Consider the following 19,316-nt stretch of genomic DNA (forward strand, 5'->3'; position numbering starts at 1 on the left):
GAATGAAAAAAGAAGAAATCATACGCGAGCTTCATAAGCATTACTTGGATTTTAGTCAATTTGTTCAATCAATTCCACCCGAAAAAGTAAGCACCCATTCTAACAATAAATGGAGTGCCGCAGAACAACTGGACCATATCATTAAAAGTTTGGCACCTGTTAAGTTAGCCTTCTCACTGCCACACTTTTTATTCAAAATTGCTTTTGGCAAAGCAAACAGGCCATCAAAAAACTATGAGCAATTAGTTGCCAAGTACCAAGGCAAATTAGCAGAAGGAGGAAAAGCACCCAAAAGGTATATACCTGAAAAAAAGAGAAACGTATCGAGCGAAGCATCCAAATTAGATGCAATCGTTGAAGCGCTGTGCAAAAAAGTAGAAGGGTTTTCAGAAAATGAATTGGACTTATTGCTATTGCCTCATCCCTTAATGGGAAAATTAACGTTACGCGAAATGCTTTACTTCACCATCTATCATGTACAACATCATCACATTCAAGTAAAAAACAATCTTTCGCTAAAATGAAATTTGAAAATTCACTGGCTTTTGCAAAACAGTTAGATCAACAAGACCCACTTAAATCTTTCCGCTCTCAATTTCATTTTCCAAAAATAAATGGAAGAACTCCTCTTTATTTTACTGGCAATTCGTTGGGTTTACAGCCTAAGATCACCAAAGAATTTGTGAATGAAGAATTGGAAGATTGGTCGAAGCTTGGAGTGGAAGGTCATTTTCATGCACGCAGGCCATGGTTACATTATCATAAATTCAGCAAGAAGGTGCTGGCGCAATTGGTAGGAGCAAAACCGATTGAGGTAGTGGCCATGAATCAGCTCACCGTTAATTTGCATTTGATGATGGCTACCTTTTATAATCCAACCTTTTTGCGGTATAAGATTATAACTGAAGCAGGCGCTTTTTCATCCGATCAATATGCGTTTGAATCGCAATTCAAGTTTCGCTATGTCAATCATAACGATGGATTGATTGAACTAAAACCACGACCGGGCGAGTTTACCCTTCGCACCGAAGATATTGTTCGCGCCATCAAAGAAAATTCCGACCAATTGGCGCTAGTCATTTTCGGTGCGGTGCAATATTATTCGGGTCAATTCTTCGATATAGAAAGCATCACCAAAGCTGGTCATAAGGCTGGTGCGATGGTTGGTTTTGACTTGGCGCACGCCATCGGTAATGTGCCGTTGCAACTGCACAAACACAATGTTGATTTTGCTGTGTGGTGCAGTTACAAGTATTTAAATGCTGGGCCGGGAGGAGTGGCCGGAGCGTTTGTTCATGAACGCCATGCAAAAGATTTTTCACTTTCGCGCTTGGCCGGATGGTGGGGGCATGACGAAAAAGAGCGCTTTCAAATGAAGAAAGGTTTTGTGCCCATGCCTGGGGCAGATGGCTGGCAGGTTTCTAATTTTCCAGTATTGTCTGGAAGTGCCTTGCAAGCTTCGCTACAAATTTTTGAGAATGCCAGCATTAAAAAATTGAGGAAGAAAAGCGAACTGCTGACGGGCTATTTATACTTTTTGTTGCAGCAAATTGATTTAGAAAAAGAACATTTTCTAATCATCACGCCCGCCAATGCCAACGAGCGGGGTTGCCAGCTTTCTATCTTGATGAAAAAAGATGGCAAGAAGGTATTCAATAAAATTGCGAAAGCAGGAGTCATAGCCGATTGGCGCGAGCCAAATGTCATTCGTGTGGCACCCGTGCCATTGTACAATTCATTTGAGGATGTGTTTAGATTTATTAAAATTTTTAGAGATTCATTAAAGTAAATAGTTGTGTCAAACAAAAAACACATTGCCCTTATCGGTGCTGGATTAGTTGGTTCGTTGTTGGCCATCTATCTACGGAAAAGAGAGTATCAAGTTTCGGTTTTTGAGCGCAGACCCGACATGCGCAAAAAAGGATATGAAGGCGGACGATCGATTAATCTTGCCTTGAGCAACCGTGGCATTCGCGCACTAGAAGAAGTTGGTTTGGCCGATGCGTTAAAGAAAGAAGCTATTCCTATGCATGGCCGCATGATCCACGATTTGCAAGGCCACCTCAATTTTCAACCGTACGGAAAAGAAGGAGAATACATCAATTCTGTTTCGCGAAGTGGGTTGAATAAGATATTGATGAGTGAAGCCGAGCGTTTAGGTGTCAATTTCTTTTTTGAAAGAAGAATTCAACAGGTTAATTTTGAAAAAACATCCATCACCTTTCAAACTTCAAACCACGAAACTCAAACATCTAATTTCGATTTAATCATCGGCACAGATGGTGCGTTCTCGGCTGTTCGGCTAGCGATGCAACTCACCGATCGGTTCGATTATCAACAAGACTACATCGATCACGGTTATAAAGAATTGCACATTCCATCCGATCAAGCTGGCAATTATCAAATGGAAAAAAATGCACTCCACATTTGGCCACGCGAAAGTTACATGCTCATTGCATTGCCCAATCCTGACGGTAGTTTCACACTCACGTTATTTTTTCCCTTTGATGGAGAGCCTTCCTTTAACCAATTAAAAACAGAGCAGGATGTAGCCTCTTTTTTTAAGCGCGTGTTTCCAGACGCGCACGCGTTAATGCCTGAGGTACTAAAAGATTTTTTTCACAACCCGACCTCTTCGTTGGTGACCGTAAAATGTTTTCCATGGGTAAAAAATAAAACACTTTTGATTGGCGATGCTGCCCATGCCATCGTTCCGTTTTATGGCCAAGGCATGAATGCTGGCTTTGAAGATTGTCGCGAATTAAATTTATTGTTGGATAAACATCGTGATGATTGGGAAAAAGTTTTGCCCGCGTTTCAAGAATTGCGAAAGCCAAATGCCGATGCCATTGCGCAGTTGGCACTCGATAATTTTATTGAGATGCGCGACTTGGTAAACGACCCTGATTTCATTCTCCGAAAAAAGATTGAAGCCGAACTTCATAAACGTTACCCCACCCAATGGATTCCACTTTACTCGATGGTCACCTTTCGCGAAGACATACCCTACGCGGTTGCCTACGCCACGGGACAAAAGCAAAAGAAAATAATGGAAGAAGTTCTTCGATTACCTAATATTACAACATCTTGGGAACAGCTACGATTTGAGGAGATTATTGAAAAATTGAATGATCAGAGTATTTCGGTGTAATTTCTAGCTCCGTGTAAAACTCGGTAAACGTAAACTGCATTGGACTTAATGCTATAAAAAATTAAGTAATTACCTACCACCAAATAACGATAACCTAAAAGACTCAATCTTTTGTCCCTCGCTTTTCGACCTGCCGATGGATTCTTTGCCAAGAGAGAGAAAGCTATCTGAAATTTTTCAAAAATACTATCCGCAGCACTTGGCCGATCCTCGAAAATAAAGTCAATAATTTCTTCGATGTCTTCCTCGGCTTGAGAAAGAATATTAACCCTTACTTTTCCGCTCATCAAGTCTTTTTCGAATGTCCTTCATTACGTCACGATAAGGTCGGCCTCGATCACCTTGATCCCACTGCGCTTGTGCAACCGACAGTTTAGCAAACAAGTCGAGTTTTCTTTCGAGTTTCCGATACTCCTGAATTGACATGACTACTAGGTCGCCTTCCCCATTTTTAGTTATGTAAATAGGTTCCTGCGTAGCATGCGCCATCTCTGAGATTTCATTCGATTTGTTCCGCAAATCTGAAATTGGTTTTATAATCGCCATGTATCAAAATTATATCACTTAAATGATACTTCCAAGAGCACTCCTAAATTTTAGGCTTCAATATGTATCTTGTATTCTTCGTATCGTTCCAACACTTCCTTCACATAACGCACGGGGCCATCGCATCGGCAATAGCCTGCGGCCACCACCGCATCTCGATAGTATTTTGGATTTGACTTTTGTGAAAGAAAATATTCTACTTCGTCTGTCCACTTCGCGGGATTGCGTCCATTTTTTCGGGCTAGCTTCTGCGCATCGATCACGTGAGACAAGCCCACATTGTAGGAAGCCAACACAAACTTCATTCGCTCGTCAGGGTTGGTTACCGTTTTTACCCAATAGTCATCCAAAAATTTCAAAAAACGAATACCCGTTTTGATGTTTGTTTGCGGATCCCAAAGATTGTGGACACCAAAATAATCGCCCGTCTCCGGCATCAGTTGCATCAGCCCAATGGCACCCGCCCACGATTTTACATTGGGATCAAAATGTGATTCTTGATAAACGATGGAAGCCACCAAGCGCCAATCCCAACCCAATTGCTCCGCTCCTTTTTTAAGTTGCTCGTCATAGGGGGAAAGTTTTTGTCCGCCTAACGTTGAATAATCGCTTTCTGCCATGGTTATTGAAAATCGCGGGGAGTTAAAATACTTATCATATATCGTTTGGAAGATTCCGTTCCGCTTTACCTGCAGCAGCCACTGGTTTGTGGCCGCTAACAACAAGGGAGAATTTTGTCTCACTCCCCAAGCAATTTGCTGTGGCAAGCTTACGGTGGTGTTAATATCCAAGTTCGGGTAATACAATGAATTGACCAAGGCAATGGTTTGATCGGTGACCGTGTATTTTATTTCACCCGTGGCCACCTTTCGAATCAACGATTCTGTTTCCGCCAAAGCACTGTCTTCCTTGATCAAAATATCACCACCTACTTCGTGCGATAAATTTTTCAACCGCTCACTAAACGAAGAACTTTTTAGCACGTGGACTTCTTTACCAACTAGTTCGATGGGGTTGCGAATTAGTTTTTTCTCCACCACCGCTGGCGGCTGCATGCGCCAGTTGGCTGGCTTCTTTTGTACCAATACTTGATAGGTATTAAAATGGGTCTGTGTAAAAGATAAATAATTAGTTCGCTCTTTTGTAACGGTCAACGGAAAAGCCAATACATCTCCACCGCCAATGTTCAATTGATTGATGGCCTCATCAATGCCGGAGATTACTTTAATTTTCAATTTTACTTTTAGCGACTTACACAACTGCTGCAACAGCTCATACTCATAGCCCATGGGTGTGCCTTTGTAAATAAAATAGCTGACCGAGTTGTTATCGATAATGGCTTCTAAGTAGCCCCGTTTCTGAATGGCAGGAAGGTCAAATTCTACTTGCGGAGTTTGCGAAAAGGTTGGTTGATCGGCCACGGGTTTACAATGCGTTGCCAAAAGCGCAATTGTGAGAAAAAAAACGACTACCGCCTTTCTAGCCATTAGTGAAGGTAGGCAGAAAAGAGATAAAAAAAAAGACCGCCTAAAAGGCGGTCTTTTGAAAAATTTGAAGTGCTAATTTAGTTGAAAATATACCGAAGGCTTAGCTGTGCCTGCCAAACATCATTAATCGTTGTACGTGTTTGATAAGTTCTCGAAACAGGAGTAATGGTGCCTCCCGCAGTTGAAAGAGGAGTAAATCTGTATATCGGTTCCCCGGCAGCAGTAAAACCAGAACGATTCAAAAGCTGTGTTTGAACGTTTAAATCCGAAACCCCCCAAGCACTATTCAATAGATTACCGATATTAGTGAAATCTGCTCTTACTTGGATGGTGTTCCTTTTCCCTTTGTCTCCTACCTTAACAAAAAACTCTTGGACAATGCTTAAGTCAACGCTAGTGAGCCATGGGCGCAATGCGCCATTGCGTTCAGCATATTGACCTCTTCTTGAACTGAGATATTCATCTTGCGAGATATAGGCATTAAAGTCGGCTGCTTGCTGAGCGGCAGAATAGGAACCTGCTGTCAATGGCCCAGATCCATCCGGATCCCATGTATTGTCAAAGATTAAATCGGTAGCTGCGTCACGAGGAACCCAGATTAGGTCGTTTCCAGTAGCTGCATCACCATTGGCATCGCCAGAATAAACGTAGCTAAATCGACCTTGCGTTCTGCTCTCCCAAACCATTGATATCTGAGTAGCTGCAAATCCTAGGTATTCCTTGCGGTAGCTTGCAGATGCGATCACTCTGTGCGTTTGATCGTTGCTAGAAAAAGCCAGATCTGGTTTGTTTGGATTGTTTACGATGGCATTTCCTGTCCATGAACCTCTCGCGATTGAACCTGCGTCTAATACATTTTTGGATTCACCGTAATTGTATGCTGCCATGGCAGTAAATCCATTTTTGAAAGGTCTGGATAGCATGGCTGTAAGTGAAGTAGAATAACCTTGGTCATTATTGGAAAGAACCTCTGCACTTGTAACGGTGAAGCCTGGGCCAGGATTTACTCTATTGTTTGTCCAACGGGCTCTAGTATCAGGTCCAACAAAAGACGATTGAGCACCCGGTAAATTTGCATTCCAATACGTAACTCCATTTACATCCTTTGAATAGATGTACTCTAACGTACCTACCAAGCCGAAAGGAAGCTTCTGATCAACCGCTAAATTTGATCGCCAGATTTGAGGAAACTTAAAGCTCGGGTCTGTAGCAGCAAGTTCAACGGAACTTGGCAACGTAGGCGTAGCAGGAATATAGGCAGCCGGATTGGGACTGAATGGTCTGATCAGAGTGTTATCTAATTGCTCGAAACCTGTTAACACACCATTGTTACCAATCTGGTTTGATATCCACACAAACGCAGGACGACCAGTAAACAAACCTGTACCTCCTCTTACCTGAGTTGATCTATTTCCAAATACATCATAGTTAAACCCAAAACGCGGAGAAATCAGCACATTCGCATCAGGCAATTTTGAAGTATTGATTTTATAGCCTGCATTTCCGTTCGCATCATTAAATGAAAGTGGTTCAACCGAAGTATTTGTTCTACCAGTATTCTCAAAACTTGGAACATCAAAACGAATACCAGCCGTGATTTTTAATCTTTCAATTGGTTGGAATTCGTCTTGCAGGTACAATCCCATATAGTTCACCTTGGTTGGCTGAACTGGCTCGGCTCCTCCCGGAAGACCGGAATAGCGCAATTGGAACCGCCTCAGAGTAGGATCATTAGTGGGATTGGCGTCAGTAGCAGCATAGAAGTTTGCAAGACTATTATACACGTAAACGCTTTGCGAACCTGGGAAAAACACATTTTCAAACTCAAATCGCTCAAAGTTGAAGCCAGCCGTTACGGTATGTTTGCCACCGTAGTAGGTTAAATTGTCCTGAAACTGATAGGTCTTATAATTCAGTTTATTACTTGGCGTGAAAGGCTCAGAACCAAACGTTATATAAGTCGTGCCTCCATTCTGAATCTCCACTAACGGAAACAAGTTACCCGCAGAACCTCGATCTTCATTTTGGAAGGTATATCCAGCAATAATCTGATTAGATAACTTACCACTAATTCGGGAGTTCAACTCAGCAATTACTGATTGTATTTTCTCTGTCTGCTTATAGTTTGAATTCTTATAGTTTAATGCATTATTATTTGACCTTCTGGCGCCAAAACCAAGTGAAGCGCTATTACTTAACAATACATCTGTTTCTGAATCTAAATAATTGTAACGTAGACTTAACTTGTTGTTTTGGTTGATGTTGTAATCAAACTTTATCAAAAACTTGTCACTGAATGACTCATTGTTATAGCCTTGATAAGGACCGGTTTCGTAGCCATAAGTACTCTTGAGAAAAGAGCTCAAAGCGTCCAAATCAGACGCTAACACACGTGTCACGTTGCCGGTAACAGGTTCAGTGCCTGTGTTTGCCCTGAAGTTGGTGGCTGGCTCGGTTCTTCTTTCAAGTTCGGCATTGGCAAAAAAGAACAATTTGTCTTTAATAATCGGACCCCCTATTCTAAAGCCATATTGCTTGACATCAAAACTATTTACTACAACAGGCAAATCTTTTGCCTTTGTACCAACGAATGATTCGTTCCGTATGTTGTAGAAAACCGAACCGCTAAATTCGTTCGTTCCGCTACGTGTCACTGCGTTCACACCGGCACCTGTAAAGCCTGCCTGCCGAACATCGAAAGGAGCTATGTTTACTTGAACTTCCTCAATCGCATCTAACGATATGGGTGTAGAGCCCGTGCGACCGCCAGGCTGGTCAGCCAAACCAAAACTGTTGTTGAAAATTGATCCATCAATTGTAATGTTATTCAATCTAGCGTCTGTTCCGGCAAAGGAACGTCCATTCGCTTGTGGAGTCAATCTCGTAAAGTCATTAATTGAGCGGCTGATTGTGGGTAGTGAGTTGATCGTTTGTTTCGTGATGTTTGTCCCCGCTCCGGTCCTGTCAGCACTAAAAATATCGCTCTTATCAGCTGAAACCACAACCGCCTCTAAATCTGTTGATTCCTCCGGTAATTGAATATCCAGGTTAGCAACTGCCCCCAAGCTAAGATAAATGTCAGTATAGCTCGTCTCCTTGTATCCAACAAATGAGACCTTAACGACATATGGCCCTCCAATTCTCATACCTGGAATAACAAAACGGCCATCGGCTTGTGTGGTGGCTCCATACGTACTTCCAGAAGGTGTGTGTGTTGCTACCACATTCGCACCTGGTAAAACTTCGCCAGGAGAAGTAGTCCGTTGTTCGGCAGTCACCGAACTTTTTATTCCTGTCACCTTTCCGCTGATCGAAGCGGTGGTAACTCCTTGCGCCATCAGCCCTACCGTTGCCGATAGGAGAAGCGTCAAAGTCAGCAGTAAATTTTTTCTCATAAGCTTTTTTGGTTTTTTAATCAGGGGCAAAAGTATCCTTTTCGTGATAACTCTTTACGATGTCTATTTTAAATTATTCCCTAATTTTGTTAACAATTTGGTAACATTGGGATACCGTTTATCCCGTATTCGATTGCGAAAACGCAGAAAATGCGATTACTTGATTTTTTAATCAAAGCTCTACTTGAAATGAAAAAACTACTCGCCATCTGTCTGACGTTGGGATGCTTATCGACCGCTTGGTCGCAGGTAAATCTTGACTACTATCTTCTCTTCAAAACCCAATACAACCCTGCCATCCCAACCCCTCAATCTGTTATCGGACATCAAGTGGGCGAGTGGCATATCACGCACGATCGGCTGGTAAACTACATGATGGCACTGGATAAAGCCTCCGACCGGATTTCATTAGAAGTTATCGGCCAAACCCATGAAAACAGGCCTGTAATTGTATTGATCATTACTTCACCCAAAAACCATCAGAACATTGAGCAAATTAGAATGCAACACATTCAATTGAGCGACCCAGCAAAATCGGGCAGTCTTGATGTAAAAGATATGCCTGCTGTATTTTACATCGGCCACAGCATTCACGGCAACGAAGCCAGTGGAGCTAACGCCTCGTTGGTCACCGCGTATTACCTAGCGGCAGCGCAAGGACCAGAGATTGAAAAGTACTTGGACAACACCGTCATTCTTTTTGACCCTAGCTTTAACCCAGATGGCTTGCAGCGATTTTCGGGTTGGGTAAATGCCCGCAAAAGCAAAGTGCCCAATGCCGACCCGAATGATACCGAACACAACGAAGCTTGGCCAGGCGGTAGATTCAATCACTATTGGTTCGACCTCAACCGCGATTGGCTGGTGGCACAGCACCCTGAGTCGCAAGCGCGCGTAAAAAAATTCCATCAGTGGAAACCGAACGTGCTTACCGACCATCACGAGATGGGCACAAATGCCACTTTCTTCTTTCAACCCGGTGTTCCTTCGCGCATGCATCCGCTCACGCCCGAAAAAAATTTAGAGCTCACCAAAAAAATCGGCACCTATCACGCGAAAGCGTTAGATGAAATCGGGTCACTCTATTATACACAAGAAGGCTACGATGATTTTTATTATGGCAAAGGCTCTACGTTTCCCGATGTGCAAGGGGCTATCGGTATTTTGTTTGAGCAGGCCAGTTCGCGCGGCCATGCGCAAGAAAGTGTGAACGGTATTTTGCGTTTTCCTTTCACCATCCGCAATCAGTTTACCACCGCGCTGAGTACGCTTAAAGCGGTAAATGAAATGCGCATAGAGCTTTTAGAATACCAGCGCGAATTTTACAAAAACGCTTCCGCGGAAGCGGCCAAAGATTTGACCAAAGCAGTGGTAGTGGGCTCGAAAGACAAAGCAAAACTATTTCACTTTGCAGAAATGGCAGCACGGCAGCAGATCGCTATTCATAAATTAACCAGTACCCAAACAATCAACGGAAAATCATTTGAAGCAGAGAATAGCTATGTGATACCGTTTAATCAAGCACAATATCGCCTCATCAAATCGATGGTGGAAAAGCGATTGCAGTTTAAAGACAGTTTGTTTTACGACATCAGTAGTTGGACGTTGCCGCTGGCCTATGGCTTGGAATACGAAGAAGTAAAAACTCCGATTTCGCTAGGCCAGAAACTGACAGATATAAAAATGCCAGAAGGCAAAATGATTGGCAAAGGAGAATATGCGTACGTGGTTGAGCCGTTTGGTTACTACATACCTCGGGCTACCTACCGTTTGCTCAGCAAGAACATTCGGGTAAAAGTAGCCACCGACCCCTTTTTTGCTGATGGGAAAAAATTTGAGCGAGGCACATTGTTGATTCATGTGGAGAATCAAGAAAAAGTTTCGGCCGAGCAACTACAGGTTTACATGAAAGAAATCGCAGAAAAAGATGGCTTGGATGTTTACGCGCTTAGTACAGGTCTCGATTACCGCGGTGTGAGTTTGGGAAGCCCTACTTTTCTTACACTGAAAAAACCAGAAATCGCCATGCTAGTAGATGGCAATGTATCCCCCACGGATGCAGGTGAGCTTTGGCATTTGTTGGACACACGGTTTCAAATTCCGGTGACGTTACTGCCCACCGCGGTATTCAACTCAACTAATATTAATCGCTACAACACCATCATCTTCCCGGAAGGAAGCTATGGCTCCATCAGCGATGCCGCAAAAGAAAAACTAAAAGCGTGGACGCAAGCAGGCGGTTTAGTAATCGGGTTCGAATCGGCCGTTAATTGGTTGACTACATCTGGTCTAGCAAAATTTGAAACCAAAAAAGAAGAGGATGCCAAAAAAGAAAATGCAAAACAGAAACCCTATGCCGACATCGAAGAAAACCGAGGTGCACAAGAAACCAGCGGAGCCATTTTTGAAGCGGATGCCGACTTGACAAATCCGCTGATGTATGGTTACACCAATTCCAAAATCGCGTTATTCAAACCCAACAACATCTTCATGCAAAAGGCACCCGGTGCTTATGCTAACCCACTCTCGTATGGAAACGCTCCACTGTTGAGCGGTTATATTTCGAAACCAAATTATGCCAAGCTCAAAAATTCTTCTTGCTTGGGAGTTTCTGCTCTAGGACGGGGCCGGGTGATTGGCTTTACCGAAAACTTAGCTTTTCGCGCCTTTTGGTTCGGCACAAACAAGATGGTGATGAATGCAATTTTTTATGGGCCGCTTCTGAGCAATGAGGTGGGAAGGTGAGAGTGATCAGTAAGCGGTATTCGGTGAGCAGAAGATATAGTGTTCAAACAAATCCTTAAATCATGGAATATGTCGAAAGTTTTCGAGACTTAGAAGTCTATAAATTCTCTAGACTGTTATCAAAAGAAATCTTCGAATTGACAAAAAGCTTTCCAAAGGAAGAGATGTACTCAATGACTGATCAGGTAAGAAGATCGTCAAGATCGATTGGTGCACAAATTGCGGAAGCGTGGGGCAAAAGAAGGTACGAAAAACATTTTGTAAGCAAGCTAACAGATGCAGATGGCGAACAGCTCGAGACCCAGCATTGGATTGAATTAGCCTTCGATTGCGGCTATCTATCAAAAACGAAGACAGACGAATTATTAAACCGATGTTTTTCTATTGGCAAAATGATCGGTTCAATGATCACAAAGTCGTCATCTTTTTGCAAACCTGATCACTAAAATCGACATACCGAACACTGACTACCGAACACCGGTAACCGTTCACTAACTCCAAATGCCTAATTTTATTACCTTTGCAAAACCCTTTGCCAGTGTTGCGAAAATTTTTTCCGCTGGATAAAAATTATCTCCTCGAAGAAGCTCAACTTCAACTTCGGGAGGAGCTACTTCGCTACCTGGTAGAAAAAGTGAAGGACTCGTTTGAACTTCGGCACAACCCGTTAGGGTTAGTTGACTCTTTTAGTCTTCAAATTAGAAATTATAAAACTGGTTCGGTTGAGCCTCTTGACCGTTTCTACGAAAGCCTGGCAGCGATTTATCGGTTTAAATGTGGAGACAACCAGCTTGAATTTATTTGGGATGGACGAGATCATCGGGAAAAATACAAGGCCGAGTGGATTGCCTTTTTCAAAGAAAGCACAGACCGGTTTTGCAAACAGGAACTGTTCATTCAGGCTGTTTTAGATCTAACTGTATTTCAAGCTAGCATACAAGAAGATAACATCAAGCACCTTCATTTGGCCGAAAACAGAATGAACCATTTTATGGCACAAGAGTTTCAGGTCAAGTTTCTTCGAAACCGGGGGGTAGTGCGGCTAGAGGTGGCCTAGCGCATTGGCCTTTCTACAAAAAGGCATTGGGCGGTGAATTTTTGTGCCAATAGTTTATATTTGAGTGCTAACCCTGCCCCATCATGAGAAAACTATTCATCATTAGCAGCATACTTATTTCTGCCGTTTTTATTGTTTGGTCTTTTTTCTGGCCCGATATGCTGCTTGCATTCGTGATCATCATTCCTATTATTTATATGGGAGTGGTCGACATGATCCAGACAAAACAATCGATCAGGCGCAATTTTCCCGTGTTGGGTAGACTACGGTATGTGTTTGAAGATCTGCGTCCAAAAATCCAACAATACTTTGTGGAGTCGGACACTGATGGTGCTCCCATCAACCGCAATGAACGGTCGGTTATTTATCAGCGTGCAAAAAAACAAACGGATACTGTCCCTTTTGGTACGCAACTAAATGTGTATGCAGAAGGATACGAGTGGATCACCCATTCTATCGCGCCCAAGGATTTTCATAAAATGGACCATAGCCCTCGGATTCGTTTTGGAGGAAAAGAGTGTCAACAGCCATACGACATGAGCGTGTTAAATGTATCTGCTATGAGCTTTGGTTCACTCAGCAAAAATGCAATTCTGTCATTGAATGCTGGGGCAAAAATTGGTGGCTTTGCCCATAACACAGGTGAGGGAGGCTTGAGCCCCTATCATTTACAACCGGGAGGGGATATCATTTGGCAAATCGGTACGGGCTACTTTGGTGCCCGCACGGAAGATGGAAATTTTTCGGACGAAGCGTTTAAAACAAACGCCATCAAGCCAAACGTAAAGATGATAGAAATAAAATTATCACAGGGGGCAAAACCAGGGCACGGAGGTATTTTGCCAGCCTCCAAAAATACTCCAGAGATTGCTGCCATTCGTTTGGTGAAGCCTGGCACTACCGTTTTCTCACCACCCTTTCACAGTGCCTTTTCCACTCCAAAGGAGTTAGTCTTGTTCATCAAAAGATTAAGAGATCTTTCTGGAGGCAAGCCGATTGGTTTTAAGTTGTGCGTAGGCAGAAAAAGTGAATTCCTTTCCATTTGCAAAGCGATGGTAGCTTTAAAAACATATCCCGATTTTATAACAGTGGATGGTGGCGAAGGTGGCACGGGCGCGGCTCCGCCCGAATTCACCAACTCGGTAGGCATGCCTTTACTTGATGCATTGGCATTTGTTGACAATGCTTTGCGCGGTTTTGGTATACGAAACGAAATGAAACTCATCGCTTCTGGAAAAATATTGAGCGGCTTCCACATGGTAAGGGCCATGGCACTAGGTGCAGATACCTGTAATTGCGCGCGTGCAATGATGATGGCTTTAGGCTGCATCCAAGCGCTGGAGTGCAACAAAAATACTTGCCCCACTGGTGTGGCTACGCAAGACCCCTACTACATGAAAGGGTTGGTTGTTGAGGACAAAAAAACCAGGGTGGCAAACTACCATAAAAATACTGTTGAAAGCTTCGTGGAGTTGATTGGCGCTGCCGGCATAGACCATCCGGATAAAATCAATCGCACGCATGTGTACCGCAGAGTATTCATGAACATGGTAAAAACCTATGAAGAGATTTACCCCACTCTTCCCGAAGGATGTTTATTGGAAGGTGGCGATACACCTTTTGACTATGAGGATTACATGAAGAGAGCAAGTGCCGAGAGTTTTGAGGTGGTCTAATAACTCTTAAGCTTTTTTTGATGTCCGATCAAATGGTGAGATCATTTATCTTCGATTGAGAACTTCAAATTGCATACTAAAAACAAAAAAATAAGAAATCTTAGGTTGGCTTCAAATGGAGCCATTTTTACATAAACCCTGTAAAAAAAGCCTTGACCGATTTCTCAGTCAAGGCTCGCTCGATAGTCTTTAATAACTTACTAATTATCTATCCAAAGCCTAGGTGTTTGTAAGCTTGGGTCTTATAAAAGAATATTTGTATGGAACAAAAAGAGGCTGTCCTTTTGAGACAGCCTCTTTTTATTATTTGATCACAGCTTCTCTTACTGTTTAACCGCAACAGAACCTTCTAGTGGCTTATTAAAGTCAAGCTCATTGGCTGGCAAGTCCCAATATCCTGCATAATCATATTCAATATAGCACGGATATACACCTGGTATACCATCTCCCTCTGGATCGTAAACATTAGCTGGAACAAGAACGTTTGCATTTGAACGACCTCCTCCGGCACTTTGCTTGTCAATTACACCCCATCTACGAGCGTCATAAAAAGATAAACCCCACAACGCCATAGCCGCTCTTCTTTCTCTTCTAAATTCTTCAATAGCTTGAGCAGTGTTTAAACCCGTTCCGCTTACATTAGCTATTCCAGCACCTTGGAAAGTCCTAACATTATCGACATGAGTCAAGCCAGCATCCAATTGATTTGTTCGGATCTTAGCTTCGGCAAGCATTAACTGGTTTTCTTCATAGGTTGGCGAAATTGGCCAGAGTCCCTGATTGGCTGCCGTAGCAAATTTTCCACCATTCTCAACGTCTGTAAAAGCCCAAGTAGTGCCAAAGTTCAATCCTCTGTTTCTGAAGGCAGGCGAAAAACCTCCATCATAAGGATACGGTTCAAAATTTTTCGCTAGTCTCTGATCACCGGGTTTGTACTCCTGAACCAGTCGCTCGCTAACTCGCACCCAATCTTGCTCCACGTTGGCCAAATAATTGGTGTGCCAAAAATTTCCCGCTAGGTCATTAGTCCCATCGCTTGACATTCCATAATTGAATGGCAGGTCTGAGGCTGTCATTCCGGCATTGCAAAGAGTGATCACATTTGCCCAATCCCCAGCTGTCATAGCAGAAACCTTTTTATTCACCACCAAATTTCTCGCCTTCATGGTATTGATCATCCTCACCCAATTGGCAGCAGAAATGCCTGTTCCGTTGAATCCCGGAACAAGTCCGTTAATTGTAGATGTATAATCGGCATCACCAGGGGCTATGGCCGCTAACAACGCAGAAGCTAAGTCTAGATTTCTATTTGCTTCCACAATGATCTCTGTTCGATCCTTATAGTTTCCATTGGTCTCGCCTACCTTATTGTTTATAATTCCACCCAAGTACAAAGATCCAACTCTGGAATACATAAATCCCTTCCACCAAAGTGCCCATGCCTGCAACGTGGCCTTTTTGGTTGCTGCATTACCGCTAAATAGAATTGTTTTATCCAACGCCTCCAACAATGCGTTGCACTGCCCGATAGTTAAATAAGCCGAATACCACTCATACTTTGTGCCATTTCTGTCACCAGCTGCTCGTGAGTTAGTATTCTTCATTTGTTCAGTCATCGATACATACGGGACTATTGTATGTGGTAAATTAGTGCCATTCGGCAGCGTAATTTTGTTGTAGACCGCCCAAAATCTCCAACCAAAGTTTCCATAATGAATGACACCATCATCACCTAAGTTATTCATCATGCAGATATTAGACATAAATCCACTATTCCCATTTTCAAGATCATTGCGGAATCCTAAAAATTTTTCATAGATACCTGTTGCAAAAGCATTTACCCCAGTTTCGGAAGTTAAGGATGCCTTTGTGGGCTGGTTAGGATTAACCAATTTTAGTTCATCCGTATTACATGCAGAAAACACGGAGATAAAGACAGCTATTAATAATAATTTCTTTGTCATAGTTTTAGTATTTAAAATCCGATTGTAACGCCAAACTGATAGGACTTCAAGTTAGGAAAATTGAAAGAGTCAATACCCCTTGCCGGTCCATCCGAAGGATTTTGATTGTTTCCAATTTGCGAAATGCCTGCTCCTTGAGCGGTACCGCCCACCGAAGCACCTGATGAAACAGATTCTGGATCCAAACCTCTATAGCCAGTAATAGTGACTAGGTTTCTTGCAGCAAAATTGACCGAAATTTGTTTTGCCCATTTTCCTCTTACCGCGCTGCCTAAATTGTAAGTCAAAGAAAGATTTCTTAACCTGGCAAATGATCCATCTTCTACAAACCACGAAATTGGCGAAACCGAGTTGTATAAACTTGCATAGGTCTGAACCCAAGCGCCACTTTCACCCGCAACAGTAATAGGTAGATCATAGTCTTTAGAAATATTATCTCTGTATAACCACTGACGAGTTTGGTTGTATATCTTATTACCCACCATAAAATCCCACTGCATATTCAATTGAAAATTCTTCAAGAAAGAAAAATCATTGATCAATGAGCCAAAATAGGATGGCTGTGGATTGCCAATATCTACCAGATCGGTAGATGAACTCACGACAGCAGCCTTACTGATGTTATTCACTACAATTGAACCATACTGTGTATTAACTACACTAAAATCTGCAGGGGTAGTAATATAAGGTGTGCCATCAGGTCGCTTCGCATCCAAGGAGGAGATTGCGTATTGGCCGGTCATAATACCGAGGGGAGCTCCAACTCGATTTAAGAACAGGCCACTTGGCCCATAAGGTACCGGAATATTGAGGGATAACTGATCCACCAAAGTCTCTGCAGTACCAATTCGTGCACCTAAATTCCAAGTGAAATTTGAACTGGTGAACACGCCAAGATCAACGCTAATATCCATACCTTTTGAACCAAGTGAGATATTATTGTTTACTACTGCCGATACACCGGTTGTTTGACCTTGGTTTGCTTGTTGAATAATATCGGTGCTTTTTCTGTCCCAATACGTAAAAGCAACATCTATTTTTGTTAACCAACGATCAGAAAAAGAGGGTGTAATCGTGAAATCTGTTCCAACCTCAATCTCCTTTGTTCGTTGAACACTCAAAGCTGGATTTCGAGCAACCGCCTGATTAAACAATCCAGGAGTTGATCCATACAACTGCGAGCTAAGTACATCCTGTCTTGCGTAGTTAAACGGCTGAACACCTGCCTCTCCATAGGCTCCCCTAAATTTCCAATTGGTCAAAAACTGCGCGTCAATCAATTGAGAAAGATTGAAATAGGCTGTACCCCGTGGGAATCCAAAAGGAGTGATACTCGTACCTGCTGAATTAAATCCAAATTCCGAAGAGTAATCCGATCTAAACCCAACCGACACACCCGCGATATCCCCGTACTCAATTGTTTGATTGATGAGGTACCCAAAAGTTGTAAATGCTCCTTCATTTGAAAAAGCAGCTTGGGTAGTACCATTGTTTAAATTGTATGGCGGATAGCTAAAGCCATTGGCTGTCGCAGAAAAATAACTATTCTCATCCTTACGGTAGTCATACGTTAATTGAGTAACCGTTTTAATGGGAATACCGAAGCCAAAATCCTCTTTAAAATCAAAGTTAATAAGAGCGGTTAGCAGCGAGTTTTGATACACCGATTTAGAATTGTTCTGAAAATACTGCCCAGTTCCCGGAGGTGGTCCCCAAAAAGCTGATGCTGGTGTTACAAAACCAGCCTGACTTCTTGTGACATCCGTCCCATTTGAGTTGTAATATTGTACTCCGTACTTGTAATCTAATGTCACAAACTTTGGAAATTTGTAATTAAAATTAAAACTCTGAATAACGCGAACATCTTTGGCGCTCCGCGTTCTCCATTCGAGTTCTGAAAGTGGATTAAACTCATTCGTAGACCTCGGCTTTATTACTTTGAAGCCTGTTGGAAGTGTGGCATTGAAATCAACCCAGGCATCATTATTAATCATGGCAAAGCGATTTCCACTTAAAAGATTATCCTGTTGGAGTTGTAATTGGGAAGTTGACCGTAGGGTTAGCCCTTTTACCAACTCTGTTCCAATATTTAATCCAATGTTCGTTCTTTCCAATTCACCAAATCGAACGTTCTGTTGTTTCAAATAATTGACATTTAAAGAATAGTCCAATTTCTCGCTTCCTCCAGAGATATTCACCGTAGAATTGGTTGAAACGGCCTGTCTGTAAGCTTGAGAAAGGTGGTCGGGCGTTGCTTCCCTGTATGGCTTATCATTTTTTAATGATCCACTGAGTAATGAGGCCGGGCTAGTCCAAGTTCCATTTGCGTTTGGAGCAATTCTAGCACCGCTCCCATCGACAATAAACCCTTGACTATCTGTTTGAAAATAATGCTTTTGTGCGTTTAGAGGCACACTCCCTCTGATGATCTCATCAATTATTACTTTCGAGCTTACGGAAATATTCACTCTTCTGTCGCGTGACCCTTTCTTGGTGAAAATTTGAATTACACCATTTGCACCCTGAGCTCCGTAAAGCATACCAGCAGCTGCACCCTTTACAACTTCAATTCGCTCAACGTTGGTCATATCCAACCCCTGAAGAGGAGAATCTCCGTTTCCCGCACTGATCTGAACTCCATCCATTAGAATAATAGGCTGCGTAGAACCCAACGAATTGATACCTCGCAACTGAATATTCGCTGCTGATCCAGGGGCACCACTAGTAAGTTGTATCTGTGCTCCTGCAATTTTACCTTGAAGTGCTTGGTCAAGTGAAGCAACAGCACTTTGCGGAAAATCCTTTGCTCCCATTGTCGCTACCTCAATTGGAAGTTTTCTTTTCTCAGTAGCTACCCCTACACCAGTGACAACGATCTCAGAAAGTTGGGTAACATCCAATCCAAGCTGAACATCAACGACTGTTCGATCTCCTATCTCAATCTCAGCGGTCTTTAAACCGATAAAAGAGAAAACGAGACTGCCGCCAGAGGCAGGTACGGAAAGAGAATACTTTCCATCGGCATCTGTAACAGATCCACTGGTGGTACCTTTAACGATCACATTCACACCAGGTAAAGCCGATCCGTCTTCCGTGGACGAGACCCTACCTGTAATCACTCGTTCTTGCGCCCAGGCACTGAGCACAAAAACGAATGAGAAGCACAACAGTAAAAACTTCTTCATAGGTTTTAGTTTAGGTTAAACATTTAAGTCCCCCAAATTATGGTATTATTATCAAGTAAAAAATACTGTTGCTGGATTTTTTAAGAAATTTCTTTCTGCACACGGTTTCT

13 protein-coding genes are annotated in these 19,316 nt (G+C 42.7%); 7 read left to right on the plus strand and 6 right to left on the minus strand.

Features of this window, described 5'->3' with window-relative positions:
* Window positions 1-2 precede the first annotated feature (2 nt).
* From KA713_12425 to KA713_12435, 3 genes are read left to right on the plus strand one after another with little or no spacing between them, the layout of a single operon-like run.
* On the plus strand, window positions 3-524 hold the full coding sequence (locus KA713_12425) for a DinB family protein (GenBank protein UXE65294.1): 522 nt from the start codon (window positions 3-5) through the stop codon (window positions 522-524).
* On the plus strand, window positions 521-1,789 hold the full coding sequence (gene kynU / locus KA713_12430; GenBank protein UXE65295.1) for a kynureninase: 1,269 nt from the start codon (window positions 521-523) through the stop codon (window positions 1,787-1,789). Before KA713_12425 ends, kynU begins: the two co-directional genes overlap by 4 nt.
* 6 nt (window positions 1,790-1,795) lie before the next feature.
* Window positions 1,796-3,151 (plus strand): FAD-dependent monooxygenase, encoded by a 1,356-nt coding sequence (locus KA713_12435; protein ID UXE65296.1) that lies wholly within the window; start codon window positions 1,796-1,798, stop codon window positions 3,149-3,151.
* Here KA713_12435 and KA713_12440 read toward each other — a convergent pair.
* From KA713_12440 to KA713_12455, 4 genes are all read right to left on the minus strand, one after another.
* Window positions 3,133-3,438, minus strand: coding sequence for a type II toxin-antitoxin system RelE/ParE family toxin (locus tag KA713_12440; protein ID UXE65297.1), 306 nt, complete (start codon window positions 3,436-3,438; stop codon window positions 3,133-3,135). The genes KA713_12435 and KA713_12440 overlap by 19 nt on opposite strands.
* Complete coding sequence (locus KA713_12445; GenBank protein ID UXE65298.1) at window positions 3,416-3,697, minus strand: type II toxin-antitoxin system Phd/YefM family antitoxin; 282 nt, start codon at window positions 3,695-3,697, stop codon at window positions 3,416-3,418. The genes KA713_12440 and KA713_12445 overlap by 23 nt, the downstream gene beginning before the upstream one ends.
* A 50-nt stretch (window positions 3,698-3,747) precedes the next feature.
* Complete coding sequence (locus KA713_12450) at window positions 3,748-5,184, minus strand: transporter substrate-binding domain-containing protein (GenBank protein UXE65299.1); 1,437 nt, start codon at window positions 5,182-5,184, stop codon at window positions 3,748-3,750.
* Window positions 5,185-5,261: 77 nt separating this feature from the next.
* Window positions 5,262-8,579 carry a TonB-dependent receptor gene (locus KA713_12455; GenBank protein UXE65300.1) on the minus strand — a complete coding sequence of 1,106 codons (3,318 nt, stop codon included), beginning with the start codon at window positions 8,577-8,579 and terminating at the stop codon, window positions 5,262-5,264.
* A 189-nt stretch (window positions 8,580-8,768) separates the two neighbouring features.
* Between KA713_12455 and KA713_12460 the strand changes: the two genes are divergently transcribed.
* The 4 genes from KA713_12460 to KA713_12475 all read left to right on the plus strand — a co-directional run bounded on the left by KA713_12460 (window position 8,769) and on the right by KA713_12475 (window position 14,057).
* On the plus strand, window positions 8,769-11,324 hold the full coding sequence (locus KA713_12460) for a zinc carboxypeptidase (protein ID UXE65301.1): 2,556 nt from the start codon (window positions 8,769-8,771) through the stop codon (window positions 11,322-11,324).
* Between the two features lie 62 nt (window positions 11,325-11,386).
* On the plus strand, window positions 11,387-11,770 hold the full coding sequence (locus tag KA713_12465) for a four helix bundle protein (GenBank protein UXE65302.1): 384 nt from the start codon (window positions 11,387-11,389) through the stop codon (window positions 11,768-11,770).
* Between the two features lie 92 nt (window positions 11,771-11,862).
* Entirely contained in the window at window positions 11,863-12,381 is a 519-nt protein-coding gene (locus tag KA713_12470) for a hypothetical protein (GenBank protein ID UXE65303.1), read from the plus strand.
* A gap of 83 nt (window positions 12,382-12,464) precedes the next feature.
* Entirely contained in the window at window positions 12,465-14,057 is a 1,593-nt protein-coding gene (locus tag KA713_12475) for an FMN-binding glutamate synthase family protein (protein UXE65304.1), read from the plus strand.
* A gap of 323 nt (window positions 14,058-14,380) precedes the next feature.
* Here KA713_12475 and KA713_12480 read toward each other — a convergent pair whose 3' ends face one another.
* The gene (locus KA713_12480; GenBank protein UXE65305.1) at window positions 14,381-16,021 is read right to left on the minus strand and encodes a RagB/SusD family nutrient uptake outer membrane protein; all 1,641 of its coding nucleotides are present in this window, start codon (window positions 16,019-16,021) and stop codon (window positions 14,381-14,383) included.
* 11 nt (window positions 16,022-16,032) lie between these two features.
* Entirely contained in the window at window positions 16,033-19,206 is a 3,174-nt protein-coding gene (locus tag KA713_12485) for a SusC/RagA family TonB-linked outer membrane protein (protein ID UXE65306.1), read from the minus strand.
* Window positions 19,207-19,316 lie beyond the last annotated feature (110 nt).

It is taken from the genome of Chryseotalea sp. WA131a (assembly GCA_025370075.1).
Lineage (GTDB): Bacteria > Bacteroidota > Bacteroidia > Cytophagales > Cyclobacteriaceae > ELB16-189.